We start from the raw sequence: 25,805 nt of genomic DNA, 5'->3' as shown, positions 1-25,805 counted from the left end.
CCTAAATTTTTGGCGCGGGGGTCGGCCCAAATCGCCTACATGCGCTCACGCGCAGCCATGCGCTGTCTCGTGGTCAAAGCTTTCCGACTATTTCGCTTCATAGGTTTTCGCAAGAAATCCGCGACGCTCTGATTTCGGAGTTTTTCAACACAATCTCCCCAAAGCAGTTATCGGCTGTGGCGTGCTCGGGCGCCACAAAAACGGGCGGGTTGCCATTCGCTGCGGCTGCGCGAAGGCCAGCTTTGTAGTTGCTAACGGCCCGGTCGCGCGAACCCTGACCTCGCCCGCTCGACGCTTTCTCTGACGGTACACCCATTGGCATGGTCATTGATCAGGCCCATCGCCTGCATGAAGGCAAATACCGTTGTCGGCCCAAGGAATTTCCAACCGCGTTTCTTCAACTCTTTCGAAAGCGCCAGCGACGCGTTCGAAGTGGAGACCGTCTGCGGCTCGGCCAGCGCGTCGGGTGTCGGCTCAAAGCTCCAGACAAAATTGGCGAGCGACCCTTCAGCCTCGACCAATTCCACCATGCGTTGCGCGTTGTTGATCGTGGCCTCGATCTTGGCTTTGTTTCGGACGATCCCGGTGTCCGCCATCAGCCGATTGTGTTGAAAAACTCCGAAATCAGAGCGTCGCGGATTTCTTGCGAAAACCTATGAAGCGAAATAGTCGGAAAGCTTTGACCACGAGACAGCGCATGGCTGCGCGTGAGCGCATGTAGGCGATTTGGGCCGACCCCCGCGCCAAAAATTTAGGATCGGGCTGCATGGAAAGAAAAATCATCGTTCAGGCCCTAAAACGGAGTTTTTCAACACAATCGGCCGCGCGCGGTCCGCGTCACCGAATTCGGCGATCTTGGTATAGTCGAACCCGTAGAACGCGTTTCTGAAATTTTCCCGCTTGGCCAGAATCGTGCGCCAACTCAACCCGGATTGAAAGCTTTCAAGGCACAGCTTCTCGAACAGGCGGATATCGTCGACAACCGGATTGCCCCATTCCTTGTCGTGATAGTCGAGGAATTCTGGCGCGGCGCCAGACCACAGGCAGCGGGGCTTACCATCGGGTCCGGTGAAGAGTTTTTCCATCGCTCAGGATTTCAATACGTCAAGCGCAGGCGCAGTTCGCTTAACCTCAACTTCGGTAACTTCCGCGACCACGACATCGTGTTCCACGAATGGGTCCAGGTTGACCCGGCTCATGATCTCCTCGCGGCTTTCTCCGATGGCTAGGATCGCCCCGCCACCTTCGGGTTTCAGCGAACCCACGCATTGAAAGATGCCATCGCTGAAACCCTGCGCGATCCATTCGTTATGCGCGGCCATCAGATCGGAGGCAGCGGACTTGTTGGCCGAAAACCTGAGATAGACGATGAACACGGTCCCTATCCCTTCACTGGCGATTGGTTGCAAAGCCGGTCGAGCCATGCTTCCAATTCAGCAACTTCCGACCTCAAAAACGTTTCATCCTTGAGCGCCGAGGCCATCACTGCGATGCCTTGCGAGCGCCCCAGAAGATGCAGCGCCAGAGGTTCGGCATCGTCGCAACGCCCAAGCGCCCTGAACTGCTGGGCAAGCCAATCACGAAATAGCCCGAAAACCTCTGCGGCGCGGTCTTGTGCGGCATGATCCAGCTTCGCCATTTCCGTCGTGAGCGTCCCCACCGGGCACCCGAAGGCCATTATCCTGGTCCGGTTGGTGATAAGGATGCGGATGAAGGACAGGATGCGATCTTTGGGCGTAGCATCGACTTCCCAGGTCGCAAGCATGCGCCGGGTCGCAGTCAAACGTCGGTTGATCACGGCGTCAAGAATGTCGTCCTTGGATTTGAAATGGTGGTAGAAGTTGCCGCGAGAGATGCCAACAGCATCAGCAATATCTGCAAAGGATGTCGCCTCGAATCCAGCCTCATAGAACAACGCATCGGCCTTTTCTTCGATGCGTTCGCGGGTCGCTGATTGTGACACAGGGGGCCTCCGGACAGTTGCCAAAGCCAAAAATAGGACGCTTGTCCTAATCTGTCAAATTTAGTTGGCGAAGGCAGTCGTCAAAGCATCGCAAAACAGCGGGCACATTGGTTGTTTGAACAGGTAGTTCATGCGCACGCGCCGCTGGTAGTAGCCGCACGTACCTGGTCAGCCGCGTTGCCACGCGGCGATAGAACCGGTCCAGATGTGCGTCTTGCGCAGATGCCGCCTATTTCAAGACCGCATGTTCTGAAGCATTGGATCATAGGGTGCCGGGACAATGACCTCGACGGGTACAAGATCACCGCAGAGATCGACGTGCAGGGCCGTACCGGCATCCGACAGCGCCGGATCGACGAAGGCATAGGCCAGGTTCAAGCCGGTGCGGTGGCCCCAGTCGCCTGATGTGACGGTGCCGACCACCGCGTCACCCTGCATCACCGAAGCGCCGCCGTGGGCAGGCGCGTGGGTGCATTCCAGTTTGAGCGTCACCAGTTTCTTCCGCAGCCCTTCCGATATCCGACCCATCAGGGCCGCCTTGCCGATGAAGTCGGGTTTTTCGGGCTTCACGAACCGGTCCAATCCAGTTTCAAGCGGATCGAACTCGGTCAGGATATCGGCCTTCCAGTGCAGGAACCCCATTTCCATCCGCATCGACTCCACCGCGCGCGCGCCGAACAGCTGTAAGCCATGGGCCTGGCCCGCCGCACGCAGCGCCAGATAGACAGCATAGAGCGAGGCATTGGGAACGTGGATCTCATAGGCCAATTCGCCCGAGAAACTGATGCCCAGCACCGTGGCGGGTGCGAATCCGACGATACATTCGCGCACCGAAAGCCATGGGAAAGCCTCTTTCGACCAGTCGCCGCGCGCGCAGGCCGACAGCACGTCGCGGGCCTTGGGTCCGGCCAGAACCAGAATGGTCTGGTCGTTGGTCAGGCTGCGGATTTGCACGTCTTCATCGGCCTTCAGGTGGGCGTTCAGCCAATCCATGTCGTGGTATTCCGCCGCCGCCGCCGAGCCGTACCAGACCCGCTGAGGCCCGCGATCCGACGCGGGCAGATTTGCCACCGTCGCTTCGCCCTTGACCATGCCCTGATGGTTCAGAAGATAGCCCGACCCGTCCGTCGCGCTTGGTGACAGCACCGCAGAACATCCGGTCGAGGAAACTGTGACGGTCTGCTCCGGTAATCTCGAACCGGTTGAAACCGTTGACTTCGCAAAGGCCGACATTGTTCTGAACGTTTCGGACCTCGGTCGCGACGACATCGAAAGCCTCGTCAAACATGAAGCTGTGCGTCGGATGAAAGTCGGGCGCGGGCTTGAGGTATTCCATCCGCTCCCACCCGTTGACGACCGTGAGCTCGGCCCCCTCGGCAGCCAGTACCGGCGTCAGAGGCGTGGTCTTCGCCGGGCGCGCTGCGGGGCGGTGTTCGTGCGGGAAATGGAAGCGGAATTCGTTCTGATAATCCTCGATGGCCTTCAGCGCCGTCAATTCCACATTGGCGTGGCCCGTGAAGCGGCGCGGATCAATCACCCAGCTGTCATAGCATGCCTCGCCATGAACGATCTGCTGCGCCAACAGCCAACCGTGGCCGCCACCTTCGCCGATGCCAGCGCGCAGACCTATGATACAAAACGCATTCCGCTTGCCCGGGATCGGCCCAACCAGTGGCGCGCCGTCAATCGTATAGGTGATCGGCCCGTTGACGATCCGCTTGATGCCCACGTCGGCCAATACAGGCATCCGTTCAAACGCGCCTTCCAGCACATCCATCACACGTTCCAGATCGTCGGGGCAAAGATCGTTGGCAAAGCTTGGGCTGATCCCGTCCAGCCCCCAGGTCTTGCAACCCTGTTCATAGAAACCGACCAGCAGGCCGTCCTTTTCCTGGCGCGAGTAATAATCGCTGATCGGGCAGCGCAGCAGCGGCATCCGGTGCCCCGCCTCGGCAATTGCGGGGATATCCTCGGTGACGAAATACTGATGCTCCATCGAGGCGACGGGATGCTGCACGCCCATCATCGCACCAACCTCATTCACCCGGTAGCCACCGGCGTTCACCACGATATCGGCGTCGATGTTGCCCTTGTCGGTCTCGACCGTCCAGGTATCATCCTTGTGCTGGGTCAGTCCGGTGACGGCTGTATGGCGGTATACCTCGGCACCAGCCTTTCGCGCATGAAAGGCCAGCGCCTGGCACAGTTGCGCCGGGTCAATGTCACCATCCTCGCCGTCCCAAAGCCCGCCCAGCAGGTTTTCTGTCGAAATCAGCGGGTGACGGCGCGCGCATTCTTCGGCGTCGATCACCTCGAACGTCACCCCCATGCCGCGCGCCATAGAAGCAAAGTGGCGATAGCCCTGCATCTGCGCTTCGGTGTTCGCCAGACGAATACCGCCGTCGCCATGGTGATAGCCGACGGGATACTCGGGATCATCGCGCAGCTTCTTGTAAAGATTGATGGAATTGGTCTTCAGCCCGACCATCGTCTGGTTCATTCCAAAATTTGTCACCTGCGCGGCCGAGTGCCATGTCGTACCACTGGTCAACTCGTCCCGTTCGATCAGAACCACGTCGGTCCAACCCTCTTCAACAAGATGGTACAACGTCGAACATCCGGCGATCCCGCCCCCGATCACAGCGACTTTGGTTCTGGATTTCATTCACGACACCTCGGAAGGGATTTGGGCGCATCAAGGGTCAAACCGGCCAGCTTTCGCAAACGGTTCTTTGTATTTCTCAATGTATCGAAATCTATAATCGATTAATTGATAATAACGATGCATCCGTTGCGATCAGCCCTTCCTGACCGGATCAATACAAAGGCAGCGAGCAGGTGAGCACATCAATGCAGCGCGGAAAGCGAACAGGCCGACGGGGAAAGCTTGCGAAACGTGCTGCAAGACCCGAGGTTGATCCCTGCCCCCCTGGCCAGATTGGCGGCAGCTATAAGCCCTTGTCCGAGTCCGACTTGCGCCGCATCCACGACACGGCGCTGGACCTTCTTGAGCAGTTGGGCATGGGCGAAGTCCCGTCCCGCCTGCATACTGACCTGCTGGCCGCGGGCGCAATCGACAATGGGTCCGGTCGAGTTCTGTTTCCGCCGGTTCTGGTTCAAAACGCGGTGGATCAGGCGGCCAAGACCTTTGTGTTGCACGGGCGCGACCCGAACCGGTCAATCGAGGTTGGTGGCAACACCGTTCATTTTGGCACCGGCGGCGCTGCGGTGCAGACGCTTGATATCGAAAGTGGCGCATATCGCCCGTCTACCCTGGCCGACTTGCATGACTTTACCAGGCTGCAAGATACGCTTGCCAATATCAGCTGGTTCACCCGCTGCTGCGTGGCGACGGATGTCGCTGACAGTTTCGATCTGGATGTGAACACCGCCTATGCGCTTTTGAAGAATACCACCAAACCGACCGCAACGTCCTTCACACTGGCGGAACATGTGACGCCCATTGTCGAGATGTTGGACATCGCAGCAGGCGGACCGGGGGCGTTTTCAAAGCGGCCTTTCATGAAGGCACATATCAGCCCGGTGATCTCTCCTATGCGGTTCGGCGACAACGCGGTCGCGGTTGTATACGAGTGCATCCGCCACAACATCCCGATGTCCTGCATCACGGCTGCACAGGCTGGAGCAACCGCGCCTGCAACACTGGCGGGATTTTTGGCGCAATCGCTTGCCGAAACTCTGGCCAGTCTGGTCATGGTCCACGCCATTCAACCAGGGTTTCCGATGGTGTTTTCGAACTGGCCGCTGGTGATCGATTTGCGAACCGGGGCCTTTTCCGGCGGCAGCGGCGAAACCGCCGTGTTGAATGCCGCTTCTGCCCAGCTTTCAAACTGGTTGGGTCTGCCGTCCGGGGTTGCGTGCTCGATGACGGATGCCAAGGCGATTGATGCGCAATACGGGATGGAGAAAGGCCTGACATCGATGGCTGCCGCGCTTGCCGGTGGCAATCTGATCTACGAAAGCTCGGGCATGACGGCGTCGCTGCTGGGCGTCAGCTTTGAGGCGTTCATTCTGGATGACGAAATGCATTCGAACACCTATCGCGCCTTACGCGGTATCGAGGTGACCCAAGACAATCTGGCATTTGACGCCATTCGCGACAGTGTTTTGGGCGCGGGCCATTTTCTGGGGTCCGAGCATACTTTTGCCGCGATGGAGCGGGATTATTTCTATCCATCGCTTGCTGACCGAGATGAACCTCGGACCTGGGCCGAAAAGGGAGCGCAGGATTCCTGGAGCCGCGCCCGGCAGAGTGCCCAGGCAATCCTGCGCGACCATCAACCCAACTATCTGTCGGATGCACAGGACAAGGAAATCCGCAGGCGTTTCAATATCATCTGAACCAGCGGAGCAAACTCAGGCAAGCAGTTTGAAACTGTCCGCAAGCCAGGGATGATTTTGACCTATGGGTACGATCGCGTGTTCGTGGATCAGGCTGCGAACTCTGGTGTCGACCAGTTCGATCACTGAGCGCGAACAATCGGGCGTTGCAACAATGGCCAGCGTGCGGGCAAAACTCTTGCCCGGAAACGGGTGCATCTTCAGCTTGGGCTGGAAACGCTTGGCACGCGAAAACAGCAGCGGCGTCGTGATCGTCCAGTCCGCGCCCGCCGAAACCATCGCCATCAGCGTCTGATTGTTGCTGCATTCGAAAGTGCGGGTCGATTTGATCCCGATGCGGCGCAATTGGGATTCGATCTGGCGCGCAATCATCAGGTTGCTGGAAAAGTGTAAGAACGGCAGTTTTGTTCGGTTCCCGACAACATCAGACAGTGACAATTCGCTGAGGCGGGGCAACACGACCACGAAAGGGTCAAGCAGCAAAGGGCGGTCCTGAAGATCGCCAAGCCTGCCTTCCGGCGCGGCCGTAATGCCCAGATCCAATTGGCGATTGCGGAGCATCTCCAGGACCGTATGACTGGAATCGGTCAAGTATAGGAATTCGCAGGACGGCATGGCTTCCGACAGGAAAACTGCCAGCTCGGGCGTGATATCGCTGTCGAAATCCTCAATCGTGCCCAACCGAAGATAACTCGCCTCTGAGATATTCCCGGCCGAGGCTTCGGCTTTTGCCTTTCGAATGGAAAGCAGCGCGTCGTCGATGTTGCGCAAGAACACCCGCCCCTTCGGTGTCAGGACCATCGGTCGACGGGAATGGTTGAACAGCTCGACGCCCAGATGTTCTTCGAGAAGCTGCAGCCTTTGCCTCGAAGGATGAACGGTGCGAAAACATCGTCCAAAATAGAATCAAGAACGGGCAAGGAATTGCCTTTGTAAGTCAACAAGGAGAGAGAAATGGGAAAAATCACATCTATTGCCGCTGGGTCGGCAATGTTGATGGCCGGACCAGTAATGGCCGCCGATGTTGTAATCGGCGTTCCGAACTGGCCGTCCGTCAATGCGACCGCACATATCATGAAGGTGGCAATCGAACAGAACCTTGGCCTTGAGGTCGAACTTCAGAACGGTTCGAACCCAATCGTATTCGAGGCGATGGATTCGGGCGCGATGCATGTTCATCCCGAAGTCTGGCTGCCGAACCAGCAAAACCTGCACGACACGTTCGTGAAAGACAAAGGCACCGTTGTCATAAACACGAACGGCGCCGAGGCCTTTCAGGGCATGTGTGTCGACAAGGCTTCTGCCGACGCAAACGGCATCGTCTCGATTGATGATCTGACGAACCCTGACATCGCCAATCTGTTTGACTCAAACGGCGATGGCCGCGGTGAGGTCTGGATCGGTGCGCCAGGTTGGGCTTCGACAAATGTCGAGAAGATTCGCGCAAAATCATACGGATACGACGCGACACTTGATCTGACCGAAATTGACGAGACTGTGGCCTATGCCAGCCTTGCCAATGCCATCGAAGCAGGCGACCCATGGGTCGGTTTCTGCTATGCGCCGCACTATCTTTTCGCGCTGCATGATGTCGTGATCCTTGAAGAACCGGCCCATGACCCGGCAAAATGGACGGTCATTCAGCCGACGGACGATCCGGATTGGCTTGCCAAGTCGGACGCAGCCGTGGCCTGGGACAGTGCCTACCTCCACGTGCATTTCGCCAAAGAGCTTGAAACCACGCACCCCGAGGTTGCGGCGATGCTGGCCAACATGGCGCTGACCGCTGATGAGATATCGGCGATGACCTTCGCACTTGTCATCGACGAACAAGAACCGCTTGCCTATGCCGAAGCGTGGGTGGCGAGCAACGAAGACAAGGTGCTAGGCTGGCTCAGCAATTGAGCGTGGCTGGAATGGCTTGAAACTTTTAAGGGTCGCCGGGTTGCCGGCGGCCTTTTCTTTTTGGATTGGGGGGCGGTGAATGACGGAAGCTGTCGTTAAGCTGACGGACGTTTGGAAAATCTTTGGCGTGCGCGCCGAAGAAGCAATGTCCGCCGTAAAAAGCGAGGGGATCGGGAAGCCCGAAGTTCTTGCCAGATATCAATGCGTGGTCGGGGTGCAAGGCGCGAGTTTTGAAGTACCGAAGGGAGAGATCTTCTGCATCATGGGGCTGTCGGGGTCCGGCAAGTCAACCCTGGTCCGCCATATCAACCGGCTGATCGAACCGACGGCGGGCCGCATCGAAATCCTTGGGCAGGATGTCTCATCAATCAGCGAAAAAGAGCTGCGGCGCATCCGGGCACAGCAGATCGGAATGGTGTTTCAGCACATGGCGCTGATGCCGCACCGGTCCGTGCGCGACAATGTCGCCTATCCGCTCGAGATCCGAAAAATCTCAAAATCCAAACGTTGGGCTGTCTCGGACCATGCGCTTGGGCTTGTTGATCTTACGGGCTATGAAGACCGGCTGCCAAAGGAACTGTCGGGCGGTATGCAGCAACGGGTTGGGATCGCGCGCGCGCTGGCATCCGATCCGGAAATCCTGTTGATGGACGAACCGTTCTCGGCGCTTGACCCGTTGATCCGGCTGCAATTGCAGGATCAGTTTAAAGCGCTGGTCGCGCAGCTTCAAAAGACAACGCTATTCATCACCCACGACCTTGATGAGGCTATTCGCATCGGGCACCGCATCGCCATCATGAAGGACGGAGTGATTGTGCAGATCGGAACGCCGGAAGATATCGTCATGAACCCCGCCGACGATTATGTCCGCGAATTTGTCCAGGGCATTTCCAAGCTGAAACTGGTGAAGGCCCATTCCATTATGGAGCCGATTGAGAGCTATCAAAAATCGCTCGACGGTGCGCCACGTGCTGATCATGGCGCCGACCTGGATCAACTGATCGACATCGCGGTCGGAACGGACCATCCGGTGGTCATCACCGACGGTGGTGCCGACATCGGGGTTGTAACCAAGCCAACATTGTTGCGCGGAATTCAGGGGGGCAAAGATGACTGATGCAACCACAGAAGTGAAAGTCACGGCCGCCTCGGACATCGAGGTTGATCGCGACGCGCTGGATGCCTCGATCAAGGAATTCGCCGGAGAGAACGGCGATTACTATGTCCAGAGCTTCCATAAAATTCACGATACAACGAACGCAATGCCCAGCACGTTCAACATCCGGGCCGCCGTTCTTGGCCCGCTTTGGACAGCGTCGCGCGCGATTTGGGGGATGTTCTGGACGTTCCTCATCCTGGAAATCATCGCCTGGGTTCAGATCGGCCGGGGCGCCTGGGGCAATCCCGGTGCCGAGATCGCCGAACGTGCCGAACGGCAGTTGGCGCGCGCCAATGAGCTGCTTCAGCGTGCGGCGGATGCGACCGAACAGGCCGACATAGATCGCTTCACAAAACTTGCCGCCAACATTCAGAAAGCCGCCGACACAAGTCTTGAAAATGCGGCAGCGGCCCAGGCCGAAGCCGGCAGTATCTTGTTCATGGGTCTTGCACTGTTGCTTGTTTTCAAACTGATCCAGGGTTTCTATGCAAACCAGGTCTATGAGCGGCAATATACCCGCTGGCGCGTAGACCCTGACAACACAGAAAACGGGCGCAAGACACCGAACGCCGTTCTTGGCGCGGTTCTGGCCGCAGCGATTGGACCATTGATCGTCTATAAATTCACGGTCGCGTCCTCGCTTCCCCTGTTGGACGAGTTCCCGGAAGACAGAGTCTCAGAGGTGTTTCTGGGCGAAGGCGGCGGCACGCTGTTTTCGGCGATCGCCTCGTGGCTTGAGGACAAGATCGACGGGGCCGCCGCAGCCGGTGGTGACGTCTTTGATGGGATCGTCAGCGGGGTACGGACGGTTCTTGATGCGCTGACACTGGCGCTCAACGGGTCACCCTGGCCCGTGGTCATGCTTGTGATCGTCGTGACGGCGTGGCGGGCGGCGGGGCCGCGCGTGGCGATCTTCACGATCGCCTCGCTGGCTTATGTCGCGATGCTCGGCTATTGGGCGGTCGCGATGGAGACCGTCGCCCTTGTGGGCGCGGCGGTGATCCTTTGCGTGGTCTTCGGCATTCCGCTTGGCATCTGGTTCGGCAAGTCGCGCCGCGCCTATAACTTCGCCGAGCCGGTGTTGGACCTGATGCAAACCTTGCCAGCCTTCGTCTATCTGATCCCGATCATCGCCTTTTTTGGCACCGGCAATCCGCCGGGCATTCTGGCAACGATCATCTTTGGCATGCCCCCCGTGATCCGCCTGACCGCACTGGGCATGCGTGGTGTGCCTGAAAGCATCAAGGAAGCGGCGGTGGCGTTTGGTGCGTCGCGGTGGCAACTTCTGAAGGACGTGGAAATACCGCTTGCCCTGCCCTCGATCATGACCGGTGTGAACCAGACGATCCTGATGTGTCTGTCGATGGTTGTCATCATCTCGCTGATTGGCGGTGGCGGTCTTGGCAAGGAGATTCTTGAGGCACTGCAATACGCCGCCAAGGGACCGGGCCTTCTGGGCGGCTTTGCTATCCTCTTCGTGGCAATGGTGTTGGACCGGATCGTTCAGGGCGCCTTTCGCCGCGAAGACGAGAAAATCTGATGTGAAAGGAAACCCGGTGATCTTCACCGGGTTTCGCCGAGGTTTTTGATGAGCGACCCCTACGAAACTTCCATGATGGAAAACCTCTATTGGTGGGGTATTCCGACGCTATTCCGGTGCCCGAACGAAGGACCGGAGGGCAAGGACATCGCCCTTGTCGGTGTGCCGCACTCCGCCGGGAACGGGACGACCGAGCGGGACCAACACTTAGGCCCGCGCGCGTTGCGCAATGTCTCGGCTGTGTCGCGGCGGATGCACGGCGGCTTTCAGTTGAACCCCTGGGAAGCGGCCAAAATCGTGGATGTGGGCGATGTCCCCTTCCCGCGCGCCAATGACAACGAACATTGCATCGACCAGATCACCCGCTTTTTTACAGAAATCGACGCCGCCGGGGCGCGCCCGATTTCTGTTGGCGGCGATCACTCTATAACCGGCGGGATCGTCCAGGCCCTTGGCCGAGGGCAAATCGCGGGTGGAGAGCCGGTGTGTTTCCTGCATCTGGATGCGCATACGGACGTGTTCACCAAGGTGGATCATTTCCTCGGGGCCAAGAAATCCGCGGCGCATTGGGGGGCTTATCTGGCGGATCAGGGCCATGTGGACCCAAGCCATTCCATGCAGATCGGCCTGCGCGGGCATGCGCGCACATTGGATTGGCTGCAACCGTCTTATGACTACGGCTATAATGTCGTTACCATGAAAGAATTTCGCAAACGCGGGGTTGCGGATGTGGTCGCTCAGGCGCGCGAGGTTCTTTCGGGCAAGCCGGTCTACATCACCTTCGATCTGGACTGTCTTGACCCCACGATTGCGCCTGGGGTGTCGAACATCGAAGCCGGTGAAAAGGGCTTCGACATCGACGAGGCGGTGTCGATCCTGCACGCGGTCCGGGGCCTGAACATTGTCGGCGGCGATATCGTCTGCATGATGCCCACCAAGGACAGCCCCAACCAGATCACCGCACTGACCGCAGCAGCGGTGATGTTCGAAATGATCTCAATGATCGCCGAGAATACCGCAGGTTGACCGAACGCGTGACTGATCGGCCTTTGCTGATCGCGTAAGGCATCGATTTGCCGCAGTTTCATGTGGACAGACCAAAAAATGACGCACCCGGCGGGAACTATCGGGGTCATCTGCGCGGAACTGGATGATTGATCTGATCCGGGTTCATAGCGATGGCCATGGGGACCGCGAAGGCCAGATCGTGCAGCGTGTCGTTCTGGATGGCCGTACAAGCGACTTGAACCGTGGCATGCGGGAATTCACCGATTGGGCCGTGGCAAATGCCGGGGTTGTGGTCTTTCTGCGCATTGTCCTTCGACCCGACTATCCCCAATTGTCCAGCATCGCCTTCAACGCGTCAGCGCGGCTGATCTGACCGACAAGCTGCCCATCCAGCAGAACCGGAAACCTGCGAAAGGGGCTGCTCAGGAAGCTGTTCGCCGCCGCCAGAATATCTGTCCCTGCGTCCAGGGTTTGTACGTCCTTGGTCATATGGGTTGCGACCATTGCCCCCCAATCACGGTAATAGCTCGCGTCAATCGCCGCCTTCAGGCAATCTTTCTTGGACAGCACGCCAACCAACTGTCCGGCCGCGTCCACCACCGGCGCGCCCGAAATCCGATTGTCGAGAAGAAGTTTCATGGCGCGATTGATCTCCATATCTGGTGACAGGCGGATCAGATCGCGGGTCATATAGTCGGCGACGGTCGCGATCCGCGTCATGATGAACCCCGTTCCCGCTTTGCCTTGCAAGCGCCACAGTCGAGGTTCTTCACACAGGCCAGCCTGCCACAAGAGCCCTTGATCGGGCCGCGTCCCAATAGCGTGCCGGTGGCAAGGCCGATGACGGCCAGAAGAATGATGATAAACGCGAGTATGAGGGTTTGCATGGTGCGACCTCAGATCAGGATGTGGCGGGCAAATGCCCCGGTGATGATTTCGCGCGGCGCGTCTGTTTCGGCGAAGATGAACAGGGCCGCAACATCCAGCCGCCGCGCAAGCTCTGGCCCGCGGACGGGCCCGGCGGCGCAGAATGCTGTGGCCAGGGCGTCGGCCTCTGTCGCGCTGTTTGCCAGAACCGAAACCGAGGCAAGCGATGATTGCGCGGGTCGGTTGCGGTGCGGATCAATGATGTGGCTTGTGCTGATTGGTGCGCGCAATCCATTTGCGGCATGGCCCGAGGTCGCCAGGGCGAATTGCCCCGGTGATACGACGTGAAATGCACGAAAATCGGTCGCAGTCGGATCCGAAACGGCGACCTGCCAAACGCGGCCTTCGGGATGAACGCCAAGGGCACGCACCTCTCCGCCGATTTCGACCAGCGCGTCTGCGACATCCATCTGATTTAGCGCTGCGGCGATGTCCCCCAATGCGAAACCCTTGGCGATCCCGCAGAGGTCGAGCGTCAGCTGCGGATCAGCCTTGCGGATGGCGTCTTTGCCGACGGTGATGTCCGAATACTGACCCGACCCACCCCGGATCGGGCCATATCCGAATTTTGCGACAACAGGTCCGACGGTCGGGTCGAAGGCGCCATGCGTCAACCGGGCGATGTGCAAGGCCTCTGCCGCGACTTTGCACAATGGCGCTGGCATGGGCTGCCAATCGTCGCTGTCCGAACGGTTAAAGCGCGACAGATCCGAAGACGCTAGATACGGCGACATCTGGCGATTGATCTTTGCAACAATCTTGTCGACCTCGGCCCTGATCTCCGCAGTATTGGCGTCGACGGGCAAAACGATCCGCCAGCTTGACCCGAAGGCCTGCCCGGCGATGGATTGCGCTCCGGCGATGGCCTTACCAGCATAGCTGACGCCGATTGCCGCCAGTCCTGCGATCATGCTGCGCCTGTTGATGTGCATTGCCCTATACTCCGAAATCATCGTTAAAAATCGCCGTGTTATCGACACCCAGATCATCCAGCATCGCCAGTACGGCGCGGATCATCAGGGGCGGACCGCACAGGTAATATTCGCAGTCTTCCGGCGCAGGATGCGTCGCAAGATATCGTTCAAATGCAACCGCATGCACAAACCCGGTTGCGCCGGACCAGCCGCCAGCAGCGTCAGGATCGGACAAGGCGACCGTCCAGTCGAAATTGTCGTGCCGCGCGGCCAGCGCGTCGAGTTCTTCATCGTAAAGCAGATCGTCCATGTTGCGCGCGCCGTACCAGAAACTGATCTTGCGCGACGTGCCAACCCGCTCCAACTGATCAAATATCATGGCCCGCAGCGGCGCAATACCGACACCGCCACCGATGAACACCATCTCTCGCCCGGTTTTCTGCACGCGGAAAGCACCGAATGGCCCCGAGGTCTGCACCGGGTCGCCGTCGCGCAGTGAGAACAGCCAGGAAGACACGATGCCCGGCGGGGCGTCCTCGACCGTGGGCGGTGGCAGGGCAAGGCGGATGTTCAGAACCAATCGGCCAGCCGCGGTATCCTCTGGGCGGTTGGAGACAGAATAGGCGCGGGTAACCTCGGCATCGCTGCGCACGGACAGGGCGCGCAAGGATTGCCAGTGCGCTGCAAACGCGGGCGGCACATCAATATCGCTGTAATCCAGTGAAAACGGCGGCGCCGTCAGTTGCACAAAGGACCCGGCCTCGACCTCCGGGCGCAGGCGCTCAGGCAGTTGAAGGGTGACCTCGCGGATCAGCGGGGTGAGTTGGCGGGTTGATCGGACCTCACAGGTGAAAGATTCCGCGCCCAGCAGATCTTCCGGAACTTCAACCGACATATCGCCGCGCAGGACGACCTGACAGGCCAGGTGCAATCCGTCGCGCAACTCGGCCGGTGTGAAACGCGCCGCTTCGATCGGCAAGCTCTGCGGGCCTCCGCTGACCACCTTGACGCGACACAGCCCGCAGGTGCCCGCCCCGGCGCAAGCCGATGGGATCAGAACGCCATTGTCGTTCAACGTCGCAAGCAGTTTGCGCCCCGTGACAGCCGCAACCTCAGTCTGGCCGTTTATTGTCAGGCGGGCTGGCTGTTCAGGCATCAAAAGCGCACGGGCAATGACAACCATACCCGTCAAAAGCAGCAGTAGAAGCACCAGAAACAGGGTTCCGACGGCGATCTGGATCATTGGCCGACCCCTGCGAAGGCCGAGAAACCCAGCGACATCAGCCCGGTCACCAGAAAAGCGCTGCCAAGCCCCCGCAAGCCAGCCGGAATGTCGCTGTACCTGAGGCGTTCGCGGATTGCGGCGAATGTCACGATCGCCAACGCCCAGCCTGCGCCGCTGCCAAAGCCGTAGACCAAAGCCTCCGCCGCGTCATAGCGGCGTTCGACCATGAACAGGCTGCCACCCAGAACGGCGCAATTCACCGTGATAAGCGGCAGAAAAATCCCCAGGGCGCGATACAGAACCGGGGCGTATCGGTCGAGTGTCATTTCAAGGATCTGCACCATCGCCGCGATCACCCCGATGAAGGCGATCAGCTTCAGAAACGTCAAATCAACCTCGGGCAGACCCAGCCATGCCCAGGCGCCTTCAAGTAAAAACCCGCTGTAGATCAGATTGTTGACCGGAACGGTGACCGTCTGCACCACTGTGATTGCCAGCCCAAGGCCAACAGCGGTTTCGAACCGTTCGGACACCGCCAGGAAGGTGCAGATTCCCAGGAACGAGGTCAGCGCCAGATTCTGTGAAAAGATGGCATTGATCAAAAGCTCGATCATTGGCCCAACCGCCGGGTTCTAAGCGCAAATTTCGCCGGCTCGACCTGCCCGGTCCAGCGGCTGCGGATTGCCCAGATCAGCAGGCCGATGATGAAGAACGCAGCCGGGGCCAGCTGCATCAGGCCAATTGGTTGGAACCAGCCACCCTCGGACACAGGCAAAAGCACCGTTTGCCCCAGCAGCGCACCGGTTCCCAGAAGCTCGCGGATCGCGCCGACAATGATCAGGATCAGACTATAGCCCAACCCATTGCCCAACCCGTCGAGCACGCTTGGAAGAACCGGATTGCGCATGGCGAAGGTTTCTGCGCGACCCAGCACAAGGCAGTTGGTCACGATCAGGCCGACAAAGATCGACTGTTGGCGGCTGACCTCAAAGGCGAAGGCCTTCAGGAACTCGTCGATGACGATGACCAGCGAGGCGATGATCACGATCTGCACGATCAGTCGGATTACAGTTGGAATATGGTGGCGGATCAGGCTGATGCTGGCCGATGCCAGGCACAGCACCACCGTCAGGGCCGCCGACATCACCAGCGCCGTCGTCAGGGTGGTCGTCACCGCCAAAGCCGAGCAAATGCCAAGAATTTGCAGCGTGATCGGGTTGTTGCCGATCAACGGCGCGGTGATATGGCGCAGCGCCGACGGCATCCTACACGCCCTCCGCACGCAGCCGCGCAAGGAACGGGCCAAATCCGTGGTCGCCCAGCCAATACCGCAGCATGCTGGTCACCCCGTTGCCGGTGATGGTCGCGCCGGTGATCCCGTCAACCTCGTAAGGCTGCGTGGCCTGCCCCCGCACGACCGAGATCACGATCCGCCCCGACGCATCGGCGACCTGCTTGCCCGCCCAAAGATCCTGCCAGTCCGCATCTTCGATCCGCGCACCCAATCCCGGGGTTTCGCCTTGTTCGGTGATGGTCAGTGCGGCAATTGTGGTCAGATCAGGTTCCAGCGCCAGCATCGCGCGGATCGTGGATTGATACGCGACACCACTGACCGGCAGCAAAACCAGCAGCAAATCCCCATCCCGTTCCAGCAGATGTACCGGCACCAGCCGGGGGCGTCGCCCTAATCGGGCAAGATCATCATCCGCAGGGATTTCAACGCTCTGATCCGGGTCAGTCGCGGCGGCGATGACGTCATAACCCGCTAGGTCGCCACCAAGCGCGAACACCCCGGCGTCCAGATCAACCAGTCGGGTTTCAAGGGCGTCGACACCGGCGTCCTCCATCAGGTCGCGCATGCCGGGCAAGGTGTCGAGCATGCGGTCCATGCGGGCGGCGCGTTCGGCTTCAAGATGGGCCATTTGCAAGGGTTTCAGGCTGACCGATGCGATCGACACCACCACGGCGCTGAACAGCGCCACCAGCAGCGCAACACCGAATGTCTTGATCCGGTCATCATTGGGCCTTGCCAAAAAGTTGTGCCAAAGGGTCAGCAGGTTAGCCATGGTGCACAGCGCGTCGCCTTGCATGGGCAAGCACCACCAAATGGTCGATCAGCGGCGCAAAAATGGTGGCCAAAAGGGCGGCAAAGACCACGGCCTCGGTCGTGACAACCGCCCCGCCGGTCAGAACCACGCAAAGTGCTCCGGCCAGCGCGCCATAGATCAGGCGACCAAGGTTGGTTGCGGCGGCGGCCAACGGATCGGCCACCAGAAAGGTCGGCCCGAAGGCCAACGCCGTGACTGCACCCACCGGGTCAACAGCCTGCCCCAGCGCGGCAACCGCCGCCGCGAAACCCAGCGCGGTTCCAAGAAGTACCCGCCACGAAATCAGCCCAAGCGCGACAAGCAGGACCATACCCGGGATCGACGCCTGGGCGAGTGTCTGTTGCGGTGACATGAGATCGAGTTGCGGAAAGGAAAATGCGACCAGTGCCAGCGTCACAGTCGCCGGGCTGAGGAACCCAAAACCGCGCCCGCCAAAAACCAGATCTGCCAGCAAAACCCCCAGCGAAAGCATCAAAACCAGCTGCCAGATCGCAATATCAGCCGGAGACAGAATAACGACGATCAGGCCCGTCGCGATCCCGTGCAGGCCTGGCGGTCGGTTACGAAGCGCGGAAAACGCAAACTCCCAGGCCAGCGCGGTGGCGGCAGCAATTGCAATCAAAATGATCAACCGGGCCGATCCCACTTCGGCCATCACGACGACCGGCAACGCCAGGGCCGCCCAGGTTGCCAGACAGACTCCGGCCATGCTGCGTGGCAGGAAATACCACGGCATGTTCACGCCGCCTGTTCCTTCAAGCTGTCGAGCACTTGACGCAGCAACGCACCATAATCCGCACCGCTGGTGCAGTTTCGCGACAACATCGCGACATCTTCTTCCACCAGCGCCAGGCATCCCGAACGCTCGGCAGCTTCGCAATCACCGATGCTGAGTGCGCGCATCAGCGGCACCGGCAAGATGTCTGGCGCCAGCGCGTTTTCCAACGCCGCGCTCGGGACCAATGCGCCCTGGGTGCCGAGCATCCTTGCCAGCCAGGTTACAGGGACTGTTGATTGGGCCGGGTCGTTCAAAGTCACCTGATCGTGGAAACGACCAAGAAATCGAGCGTCCCGACCGCTGAGGTGATCGCCCGACAAGCACCGCACAGGCGCATTTTCGCAAAGGCTTGCAAGGTCGGCGCCCAGTACGCTGCGCACCAGCCGTGGGTTTACGGCCGCAGAGCCGGTGACAGATACCACGCGGTCGGCATCGTACCGACCGGATAGGAAAAGATGGCCGATGGCGATGACGTCCTGATAGCCAATCGTCCAGACCTGTCGATCCGCGCCAACCCTGTGCAACCTGTCGATATGGGTGCCTGACAGCCCAGCCGCATGTGAGCCGCTGAATATCGCCACCTCGACCCGATCGCTTTGCGCACCAAAGGCCGGCCCCCGGCTTTGGCAGATATGGACCACGCCTTGCGTCAATTCAGTGAGAGTGTTCACACCACGCTGGAAATCGTCCTGCCGCCCTTCCAGAACCAGCGCCGGATCTGCCGCGTGGGATGAGGGCTGGGTGGCATTGACGAAAATCGCACTTGGGGTGGCTGTGGGGGCCGGTGTCAGCCCAAAGGGACGGGTCCGAAATGCGGGCCAGAAGCCGCGTTTCAACAGCGTCGCGCGGATTGCGCCATCGTCTGCTTCGTCTGGTTTTGGCATTGCGGGGTGATCGGAACCCTGCTTGCCAACCTCAACAATGCAGGCCGACAAGGTTCTGCGCGGCCCGTACGACAGATCTGTCACCGTGCCATTGACCGGCGACACAAAGGCAATATCCGGGTGTCTGCGGTCATGAAAAAGCGCTTGCCCGGTTGTGACCGCATCGCCGGGTTGCACTGCAAACCTGGGTCGCAGGTTCGGAAAATCAGTGCCCAACAGCGCAACGGATCGCGGTCTGATCGCCTCGGCAATCTGCTGTACCGGCGGGTGGCCGTTTGTTGGCCACGCTCCTTTTTTTATGTCGAAATGCTTCACTGAGCTTGGCCTGTTGATGATCCGCGTACCGAGGTGGCGCGCACAAAGACTTAGGTGTGCGCGACGTCAGGGTGATTGATCTTGGTCAATTGGCCTGCCCGCCGTTTAGGCAAAACTGGGGCAATCAGCACCAAACGGGAAATTGGCATGGCACATCTCGCAAAGCGCCGCTTGGGCGCGATGATATTGATTTCGAGTGCACTGATCGGCGTTCAGGCTGGTGCGCAAAGTGACGCGGAAACCAAGCCAACGATTGCCGAAATCACCGAGGCATGGCTCGCCTCGCCCCATGCAAATGGCACCTCGGAATCCTTCACCCATTGGGACGAAGATGGTGAGATTCCCGGCACCTGCGCGGTATGCCATTCCAGCACCGGGGTCATTGATTACCTGAGCGGACCCATGTCCCTGCCCGGCGTGATCGAGCATTCGGTCGGCATCGGAACATCGGTGGATTGCGCAGCCTGCCACAATCCCGCCGCCACAGCGCTTGGCGCGGTGCCGTTCCCGTCCGGCACCTCGGTCGGGTCACTGGGGTCTTCGGCGATCTGTACCGTCTGCCATCAGGGCCGGGCCTCGACCGTCAGGGTCGAAACGGCAACTGCGGGTTTGGATGACGACGTCATCGCTGGCGATCTTGGATTCATCAACGTGCATTATGCACCATCGGCCGCGTCGCTGATGGGCGGCGTTGCCCGCGGCGGCTTTGAATACCCGGGCAAGGATTACAAAGGGCAGTTCACCCATGTGCCCAACCTCAGCACCTGCACCGACTGCCACAACCCGCACTCGCTGGAAGTCGAGATCGCTTCCTGCACGACTTGCCACAGCGGTGCGGAAACCTTTGCCGACATCCGTACCTCGCCCACGGATTTTGATGGCGATGGCGACACGGGTGAGGGGATCTCGGACCCGATACAAAGGCTGCACGCCCGGCTGGAAGCCGCGATCATGCAATACGCGGCCGAGGTATCCAGCGCGCCAGTGGTCTATTCAGCCCATGCGTTTCCTTATTTCTTTGCCGACAGTGACGGTGACGGAACGGCCTCAGCAAGCGAGGCGATATTCCCCAACCGGTATCAAAGCTGGACACCTCGGCTGTTGAAGGCGGCCTATAACTATCAATTGATTGCCAAAGAACCTGCGATATACGCCCACAACCCGCACTATGCCTTGCAGCTGCTTTACGACAGCCTTGAGGATCTGGGCCAGAGCACCGAAATTGACATCTCGGACCTGACACGCCCCTAAGCGACGAGTGCCGCTAGGTCGCCGGGTCTTTTAGGGTGGATCTGCGGATCGCATAGGCGCAGACCACCGGGCCGAGCAATTCAAAGATCACGGTGCTGCCCACCGTCAGCGCCATGATCTGCGCGGACCACAGTGGAAATTGCTGCGCGGCCACAAGCGCCATGCCGATGGCCACTCCGGCTTGCGGCAACAATGCTGCGCCGTACATGGCACGGTCGGCCAGCGGTACTTTTGCCAGCGTTCCGCCCAGCCAGCCGCCGATGATCCGCGACACAAACCGCAATCCAACAAATGCAAGGCCGACGCCGCCCAACTCGATGGCGGTTGCCATTTCAAGTGATGCCCCGGCCAGGATGAAGAAAATCACCATGAAAGGCCATTGAATGTGCTCGATCTCGTGAAAGGCCCGGACGTGGTGGGAGGCGAAATTGACGATGATGGCTCCGGCAACCATCCCGGCAATCAGAAAGGACACTTCTGACCAGATCGCCAGGCCAGCGGTCAGGAAGACCAGGCCCAAAGCCTCGACCTGCAACGGTTCACCACCGCTAAGGCGGCCCGTCAGATAGGCAGCCGGGCAGCCGATGATCAGCCCCAGAACAAGGGCGCCGCCGATCTCCCATCCGGCGTTCAACACCTCTACCTCAGCCGAGGGGCCAGGCAGTTGCGCAACGATAGTGACCACCAGGCTGAAGGCGATCAGACCCCAGGCGTCATCAATGGCGACAATACCACTCAGCGCGCGGGTAAAATCGTTGTCCACCCCCGACTGGCGTATCACATCATTCGTCGCCGCCGGGGCCGTTGCCGTCGCAATCGACGCCAGCAACATTGCCAGGCCGATTGGCAGCCCGACAAGGGACAGCCCAACCGTGACGATCAACAGCGTCGCCAACACAATCGCGACCGAGATCAGCAGGATGGTCGCCCCCTGCGCGCGCAACGTTGCCGCCTTCAGTGCCCCACCCAACAGGAAGGCAACCATGGTCAGGGCGATGACCGAAAGGATCGGATAAAGCGCGGTCACTTGCATCGGGACGACATCCAGTCCGGACCCCCCGACCAACAGCCCGCACAGCAGCAGCAGCGTGACACGCGGAATTGCCGAGCGTCGGCCGATCTGGTCGGCCAATAGGCCCGCAAGGAACAACAATCCCAATGTGATCAAAAGGCCGTGGTCAATCATCATCGCGGGACCCTTGTTCTAGGCAGCTGCGATTGTGTGAGTGCTTCGAAGGTGTTTGATCAGCTTACGAAGAACGCGACGGACCCGGATTGATCACGCTCAATATTGCTGGCCGCGCCACCTAATAGGATAGCTGCAAGATGCTTGGTCACCGTATCCGATCCACTGTTGAGGGTCCGCCACCATGCAGGACAAGGTCATCTCTTTCCTCAGCTCTGCCGCCGGGCATCCGGGCGGCGACCAGGTAGAAGTGGTGCAGACCCATGGCGCGCTGGTCTTTCTGGCTGGTGAGGTCGCGTTGAAGATCAAACGCGCGGTACACTATGATTATATGGATCTGAGGACGCTGACACAGCGCGAGGCGATGCTGCGGCGCGAGCTGGAGTTAAACCAGCCTGTCGCGCCGCAAATCTATCGGGACGTGGTCCCCGTGACCGCGCAGCCGGGCGGCAAGCTGGAATTAAACGGTACCGGCAGGCCGGTCGAATGGGTGCTGCGCATGAAGCGTTTCCCGGCCGCGCATGAGCTTTCGGTGATCGCGAAATCGAACGGCATCAGCGACGCGTTGGCGGACGATCTGGGCCGAGAGGTGCACGCCTTTCACGCGCAAACCCCCATGCGAGCGTGCGATGGTGCCAAGCTGATCGCGGATATTCTGGATGAACTGGCCCGGGTCTTCGCCGATATGAGGGCCGAGTTGGGGCCAGATCGGATTGCGCGGTTCGAACGCTACAGCCGCGCCACACTGGAAACCATCGCACCCTTGCTACGGCAGCGGGGCAAGGCTGGTCACGTTCGGCGCGGCCATGGTGATCTGCACCTGCGCAATCTGGTTCTGATCGACGGCAGACCAGTGCCTTTCGACGCGCTGGAATTCGACGAAATTCTGGGCACCTGCGATGTCCTTTATGATCTGGCCTTTCTGCTGATGGACCTGCGCCACCATGGTCTGGACCGGGCTGCGAACATCACGCTCAATGCCTATCTTCTGGCCGCTGCGGGCGACGAGGATTCCGGTCTGGCCGCACTGCCGCTGTTCCTGTCGGTACGCGCGGCCATCCGGGCCATGGTCACGGTACAAACCGCCGCCGCGACGGGCGCGCCGGCTGATGGCGAAGCGGTCGGGTTCCTTGACGATGCGGTTTCGTTCCTGCGGCCAGCAGCCCCGGTCCTGGTGCTGCTTGGCGGCCTGTCGGGGGCCGGCAAGACGACCGTTTCGCGCGCGCTTGCGCCGCTGATTGGAACCTGCCCCGGCGCGGTGCATCTGCGCAGCGATCTGGAACGCAAATCCATGCGCGACACGGCACCCGAACAACGCCTTGATGGCGAAGCCTACGCGCCGGACGCGCGGCATGCCGTCTATGACCGGCTGTTTTCCCGGGCAGGCCGCATTCTTGCAGCGGGTCATTCGGTTCTGATCGATGCCACCTTTCTTGATGAACCGATGCGCGCCGCAGCGAAGAAGCTTGAATTGAAATCCGGCGTCGCGTCTCGATCGCTCTGGCTGGACGCGCCTTTGCCGACGCTGATTGAGCGCGTTCAGGCACGTATTGGCGATGCATCGGATGCAGATGGTGCGATTGTCAGGCAGCAGTATGCGCATGCAGACATTCCCTTTGGCTGGGTTGCGGTCTGCGCGACGGGCACAATCGAGGCGACGGTGAACCTCGCAATGCAGGCGATCGATCTACGATCGGAATGACACTCGACATCTTTATGCAGAAAACAGGTTCAGGTCAGGAATGCGCGACATCTGCGCACCGATCATCACCCCCAAGACAGCGTTGAATCGCGGCCAGATCCAGCGTCTCGGCGCGCTCCAATTCGGCCACCAGTTGCGCAACGGCTTTGCGGTGTTGTTTCAGAATTCTGGTGGCATCGGCGCTGGCGATATTCAAAAGCTCCATCACGGCTTCGTCCACCCGGACGGCCGTGCCTTCGGCAAAGCTGCGCGGCTTTGCGATGGATTGGCCAAGGAACGGGTGATCCTCACTCTCACGCAGGTCCATTGGTCCGATATCATCGTCCATCCCCCAGCGCGCCACCATGGATCGCGCCAGTACCGTGGCTCGCTTGATATCATCGTCAGCGCCCGAACTGACCGTGCCGATCAGCAGTTTCTCGGCGGCGCGTCCGGCCAGCAGGGTGACCAACTGACCGCGAAGGTATTCTTCCGATAGGGTATGGCGTTCATGCGCGGGCAGCATATGGGTGCCGCCCAGACTGCGCCCGCGCGGTATGATCGTGACTTTGTAGATGGGATCGGCCCCAGGCGCATAGTACGCCGCCGCCGTGTGGCCAGCTTCGTGAACCGCCAATCGGTGTTTTTCGTCTGGCTGGATTGCCAGCGTTCGCACAGTGCCCATCATCACCTTGTCGCGCGCCTCCTCCAGATCACCACGCAGGATGGTGGCAGCGCTACGCCGCGCAGCACCGATGGCCGCCTCATTCAACAGGTTTTCCAGATCTGCCCCGGAAAACCCCGGCGTACCTGCGGCGATAAGGTCCAGGTCAGCCGGATCAGCCAGTGGCAGATTGCGGGCATGGATATCCAGGATCGCGCGGCGGTCATCCTTGTCGGGCAGGTTCAGCGTCACATGACGGTCGAACCGCCCAGGCCGCAACAATGCCGGATCCAGCACGTCGGGACGATTTGTTGCAGCCAGCACAACCACCGCTTCTTGCCCATCAAACCCGTCGAGTTCGGCCAGGATCTGGTTCAGCGTCTGCTCGCGCTCATCATGGCCGCCGCCCAGCCCGGTGCCCCGCGTGCGGCCGATACTGTCCAATTCGTCAATGAAGACGATGGCAGGTGCGACTTTGCGTGCGGCCTCGAACATCTTGCGCACCCGGCCCGCACCGACCCCTACGAAGACCTCGATGAATTCGGACCCCGAGGTGGAAAAGAACGGCACGTCGGCCTCACCCGCCAATGCCCTGGCCAGCAGCGTTTTGCCGGTTCCGGGCGGTCCCATCAGAAGAACCCCATGGGGTACTTCGGCACCAACACGCGAAAACCTATCGGGATCGCGCAGGAACTCGACCAGTTCGGACACTTCTTTTTTCGCCTGATCCTGCCCGGCGACGTCGTCGAAGGTAATGCGCTGCTTGGGCTGGACAGGTTTGGCGAACCGACCACTGAAGATACCGCCAAGCCCCCCTGCCCCCAGCCCGCCCGACATTCTGCCCATCATCCGGCGCTGCAACCAAAGATAGAACCCAAGGATCAATATCCAGGGCAATACATAGCTGAGCATGGACACCCCCTGTGGGGCACGGGCCGAAACAGTCACGCCATGGGCTTCGAGCATCGGCAACAGATCAGGATCGCCCTGGGTCGGCCCCTGGGTCGGCGTTGTGGCACGAAACCGCTCGACAGTTCCCAGTTCGGCATCGCCAATCGTCAGGGTCACCGAGTGCTCTTCCAGCAGGGCCGAAGCAACTTCGCCTTCGCGGATCATCGCTTTCAGGTCGCTATAGGCGACGGTCTGAACCGCAGATCCGCCAGATTCGGACAGAACTGCCACTACGGAGTAGGTGCCCATGACAATCGCCGCCATCAGCATCAGAGTGCTCGGCTGGATCGAAGGTTGTTTCTTCGGACCGGTCGGTTGCTCGGGCATGCCTGCGCCTTCGGTTCATACCACGCCAAAAGACCACAAGGGCGGATTGTGTTGAAAAACTCCGTTTTAGGGCCTGAACGATGATTTTTCTTTCCATGCAGCCCGATCCTAAATTTTTGGCGCGGGGGTCGGCCCAAATCGCCTACATGCGCTCACGCGCAGCCATGCGCTGTCTCGTGGTCAAAGCTTTCCGACTATTTCGCTTCATAGGTTTTCGCAAGAAATCCGCGACGCTCTGATTTCGGAGTTTTTCAACACAATCGGCGCAGGTCTGACCTTGCGCCAGATCAATTCGCTGCGACGCCTGTCCTTGCAGCAACTGCCGATCCTGATCCTGACAACGCAAGCCCAGCGCGGCATGCGTAAAACGGTAGTTGCAATCGGGCCGATAAGCCTTTCGCAACCGGCGTTGGCGGCAGATGCCGCGCGTGGGCAGCTGCTGGCAAAAACCGGGTGCGCGGAATGCGATATCGTCGCCCCGGGCGCGGATGGCAGCGATGCGGCCCCGGCTTTTAGAACCGTCGCGAAGGATGTTGAACCGGGCGATATATCCCCGCGTCAGTGGCTGCCTACCCCCCATGTTCCGATGCCGTTCCACGACCTCGCCGCGCCGAAAGATAAGACTCACGAGGCGGTGGCCCGAGTTTGGCTTCCTAA

Annotated in this window: 24 protein-coding genes and 1 pseudogene; 7 read left to right on the top strand and 18 right to left on the bottom strand. The window is 59.8% G+C overall.

The window, feature by feature from the left end; translation table 11 throughout:
* Positions 1-251: 251 nt before the first annotated feature.
* The 5 genes and pseudogenes from GKR99_12010 to GKR99_11990 form a co-directional block, all read right to left on the bottom strand.
* Complete coding sequence (locus GKR99_12010; protein NKB28235.1) at positions 252-596, bottom strand: hypothetical protein; 345 nt, start codon at positions 594-596, stop codon at positions 252-254.
* Between the two features lie 183 nt (positions 597-779).
* The gene (locus GKR99_12005) at positions 780-1,085 is read right to left on the bottom strand and encodes a DNA-3-methyladenine glycosylase I (GenBank protein NKB28234.1); all 306 of its coding nucleotides are present in this window, start codon (positions 1,083-1,085) and stop codon (positions 780-782) included.
* A gap of 3 nt (positions 1,086-1,088) precedes the next feature.
* Positions 1,089-1,376: a hypothetical protein gene (locus GKR99_12000; GenBank protein ID NKB28233.1), complete on the bottom strand. Its 288-nt coding sequence runs from the start codon at positions 1,374-1,376 to the stop codon at positions 1,089-1,091.
* 5 nt (positions 1,377-1,381) lie between these two features.
* Complete coding sequence (locus GKR99_11995) at positions 1,382-1,963, bottom strand: TetR family transcriptional regulator (protein NKB28232.1); 582 nt, start codon at positions 1,961-1,963, stop codon at positions 1,382-1,384.
* A gap of 234 nt (positions 1,964-2,197) precedes the next feature.
* A pseudogene (locus GKR99_11990) lies at positions 2,198-4,628 on the bottom strand (FAD-dependent oxidoreductase).
* Between the two features lie 185 nt (positions 4,629-4,813).
* Here GKR99_11990 and GKR99_11985 point away from each other — a divergent pair.
* Entirely contained in the window at positions 4,814-6,325 is a 1,512-nt protein-coding gene (locus tag GKR99_11985; protein NKB28231.1) for a trimethylamine methyltransferase, read from the top strand.
* Between the two features lie 15 nt (positions 6,326-6,340).
* Here GKR99_11985 and GKR99_11980 read toward each other — a convergent pair whose 3' ends face one another.
* A complete protein-coding gene (locus GKR99_11980; protein NKB28230.1) occupies positions 6,341-7,126 on the bottom strand; it encodes a LysR family transcriptional regulator in 786 nt (261 codons plus the stop codon).
* Between the two features lie 153 nt (positions 7,127-7,279).
* Here GKR99_11980 and GKR99_11975 point away from each other — a divergent pair, with 153 nt between their 5' ends.
* The 4 genes from GKR99_11975 (at position 7,280) to GKR99_11960 (ending at position 11,955) form a co-directional block, all read left to right on the top strand.
* Positions 7,280-8,230, top strand: coding sequence for an amino acid-binding protein (locus GKR99_11975; protein ID NKB28229.1), 951 nt, complete (start codon positions 7,280-7,282; stop codon positions 8,228-8,230).
* Positions 8,231-8,309: 79 nt separating this feature from the next.
* The gene (locus GKR99_11970; GenBank protein ID NKB28228.1) at positions 8,310-9,347 is read left to right on the top strand and encodes a betaine/proline/choline family ABC transporter ATP-binding protein; all 1,038 of its coding nucleotides are present in this window, start codon (positions 8,310-8,312) and stop codon (positions 9,345-9,347) included.
* Positions 9,340-10,929: an ABC transporter permease subunit gene (locus GKR99_11965; protein ID NKB28227.1), complete on the top strand. Its 1,590-nt coding sequence runs from the start codon at positions 9,340-9,342 to the stop codon at positions 10,927-10,929. Before GKR99_11970 ends, GKR99_11965 begins: the two co-directional genes overlap by 8 nt.
* 48 nt (positions 10,930-10,977) lie before the next feature.
* Positions 10,978-11,955, top strand: a complete 978-nt coding sequence (locus GKR99_11960; GenBank protein ID NKB28226.1) for an agmatinase — start codon at positions 10,978-10,980, stop codon at positions 11,953-11,955.
* A gap of 106 nt (positions 11,956-12,061) precedes the next feature.
* Here GKR99_11960 and GKR99_11955 read toward each other — a convergent pair whose 3' ends face one another.
* The 9 genes from GKR99_11955 to GKR99_11915 form a co-directional block, all read right to left on the bottom strand.
* Positions 12,062-12,268 carry a hypothetical protein gene (locus GKR99_11955; GenBank protein NKB28225.1) on the bottom strand — a complete coding sequence of 69 codons (207 nt, stop codon included), beginning with the start codon at positions 12,266-12,268 and terminating at the stop codon, positions 12,062-12,064.
* On the bottom strand, positions 12,259-12,657 hold the full coding sequence (locus tag GKR99_11950; protein ID NKB28224.1) for a CBS domain-containing protein: 399 nt from the start codon (positions 12,655-12,657) through the stop codon (positions 12,259-12,261). The genes GKR99_11955 and GKR99_11950 overlap by 10 nt, the downstream gene beginning before the upstream one ends.
* Before the next feature lie 176 nt (positions 12,658-12,833).
* The gene (locus tag GKR99_11945; protein ID NKB28223.1) at positions 12,834-13,853 is read right to left on the bottom strand and encodes an FAD:protein FMN transferase; all 1,020 of its coding nucleotides are present in this window, start codon (positions 13,851-13,853) and stop codon (positions 12,834-12,836) included.
* Entirely contained in the window at positions 13,801-15,021 is a 1,221-nt protein-coding gene (locus GKR99_11940; GenBank protein NKB28222.1) for an NADH:ubiquinone reductase (Na(+)-transporting) subunit F, read from the bottom strand. The genes GKR99_11945 and GKR99_11940 overlap by 53 nt, the downstream gene beginning before the upstream one ends.
* On the bottom strand, positions 15,018-15,617 hold the full coding sequence (gene nqrE, locus GKR99_11935) for an NADH:ubiquinone reductase (Na(+)-transporting) subunit E (GenBank protein NKB28221.1): 600 nt from the start codon (positions 15,615-15,617) through the stop codon (positions 15,018-15,020). Before nqrE ends, GKR99_11940 begins: the two co-directional genes overlap by 4 nt.
* Complete coding sequence (locus tag GKR99_11930) at positions 15,614-16,267, bottom strand: NADH:ubiquinone reductase (Na(+)-transporting) subunit D (GenBank protein ID NKB28220.1); 654 nt, start codon at positions 16,265-16,267, stop codon at positions 15,614-15,616. The genes nqrE and GKR99_11930 overlap by 4 nt, the downstream gene beginning before the upstream one ends.
* A 1-nt stretch (position 16,268) precedes the next feature.
* Positions 16,269-17,069 (bottom strand): NADH:ubiquinone reductase (Na(+)-transporting) subunit C, encoded by an 801-nt coding sequence (gene nqrC, locus GKR99_11925; GenBank protein NKB28219.1) that lies wholly within the window; start codon positions 17,067-17,069, stop codon positions 16,269-16,271.
* Positions 17,062-17,991, bottom strand: coding sequence for a hypothetical protein (locus GKR99_11920; protein ID NKB28218.1), 930 nt, complete (start codon positions 17,989-17,991; stop codon positions 17,062-17,064). Before GKR99_11920 ends, nqrC begins: the two co-directional genes overlap by 8 nt.
* Positions 17,850-18,773: a hypothetical protein gene (locus GKR99_11915; protein ID NKB28217.1), complete on the bottom strand. Its 924-nt coding sequence runs from the start codon at positions 18,771-18,773 to the stop codon at positions 17,850-17,852. Before GKR99_11915 ends, GKR99_11920 begins: the two co-directional genes overlap by 142 nt.
* Positions 18,774-19,268: 495 nt before the next feature.
* Here GKR99_11915 and GKR99_11910 point away from each other — a divergent pair, with 495 nt between their 5' ends.
* On the top strand, positions 19,269-20,339 hold the full coding sequence (locus tag GKR99_11910) for a polyheme membrane-associated cytochrome C (GenBank protein ID NKB28216.1): 1,071 nt from the start codon (positions 19,269-19,271) through the stop codon (positions 20,337-20,339).
* Between the two features lie 13 nt (positions 20,340-20,352).
* Here GKR99_11910 and GKR99_11905 read toward each other — a convergent pair whose 3' ends face one another.
* A complete protein-coding gene (locus GKR99_11905; GenBank protein ID NKB28215.1) occupies positions 20,353-21,525 on the bottom strand; it encodes a cation:proton antiporter in 1,173 nt (390 codons plus the stop codon).
* 184 nt (positions 21,526-21,709) lie between these two features.
* On the opposite strand from GKR99_11905, the gene GKR99_11900 reads away from it, so the two are divergent.
* A complete protein-coding gene (locus GKR99_11900; protein NKB28214.1) occupies positions 21,710-23,227 on the top strand; it encodes an AAA family ATPase in 1,518 nt (505 codons plus the stop codon).
* Positions 23,228-23,261: 34 nt separating this feature from the next.
* Here GKR99_11900 and hflB read toward each other — a convergent pair whose 3' ends face one another.
* Together hflB and GKR99_11890 are read right to left on the bottom strand one after the other, a co-directional pair.
* Entirely contained in the window at positions 23,262-25,148 is a 1,887-nt protein-coding gene (gene hflB, locus GKR99_11895; GenBank protein NKB28213.1) for an ATP-dependent zinc metalloprotease FtsH, read from the bottom strand.
* A gap of 142 nt (positions 25,149-25,290) precedes the next feature.
* The gene (locus tag GKR99_11890; GenBank protein NKB28212.1) at positions 25,291-25,728 is read right to left on the bottom strand and encodes a hypothetical protein; all 438 of its coding nucleotides are present in this window, start codon (positions 25,726-25,728) and stop codon (positions 25,291-25,293) included.
* Positions 25,729-25,805 lie beyond the last annotated feature (77 nt).

The organism is Paracoccaceae bacterium, from assembly GCA_012103375.1.
GTDB lineage: Bacteria > Pseudomonadota > Alphaproteobacteria > Rhodobacterales > Rhodobacteraceae > WLWX01.
Note: the sequence above shows the minus strand (reverse complement) of the source record. Positions and strands in the feature narration are given on the sequence as shown.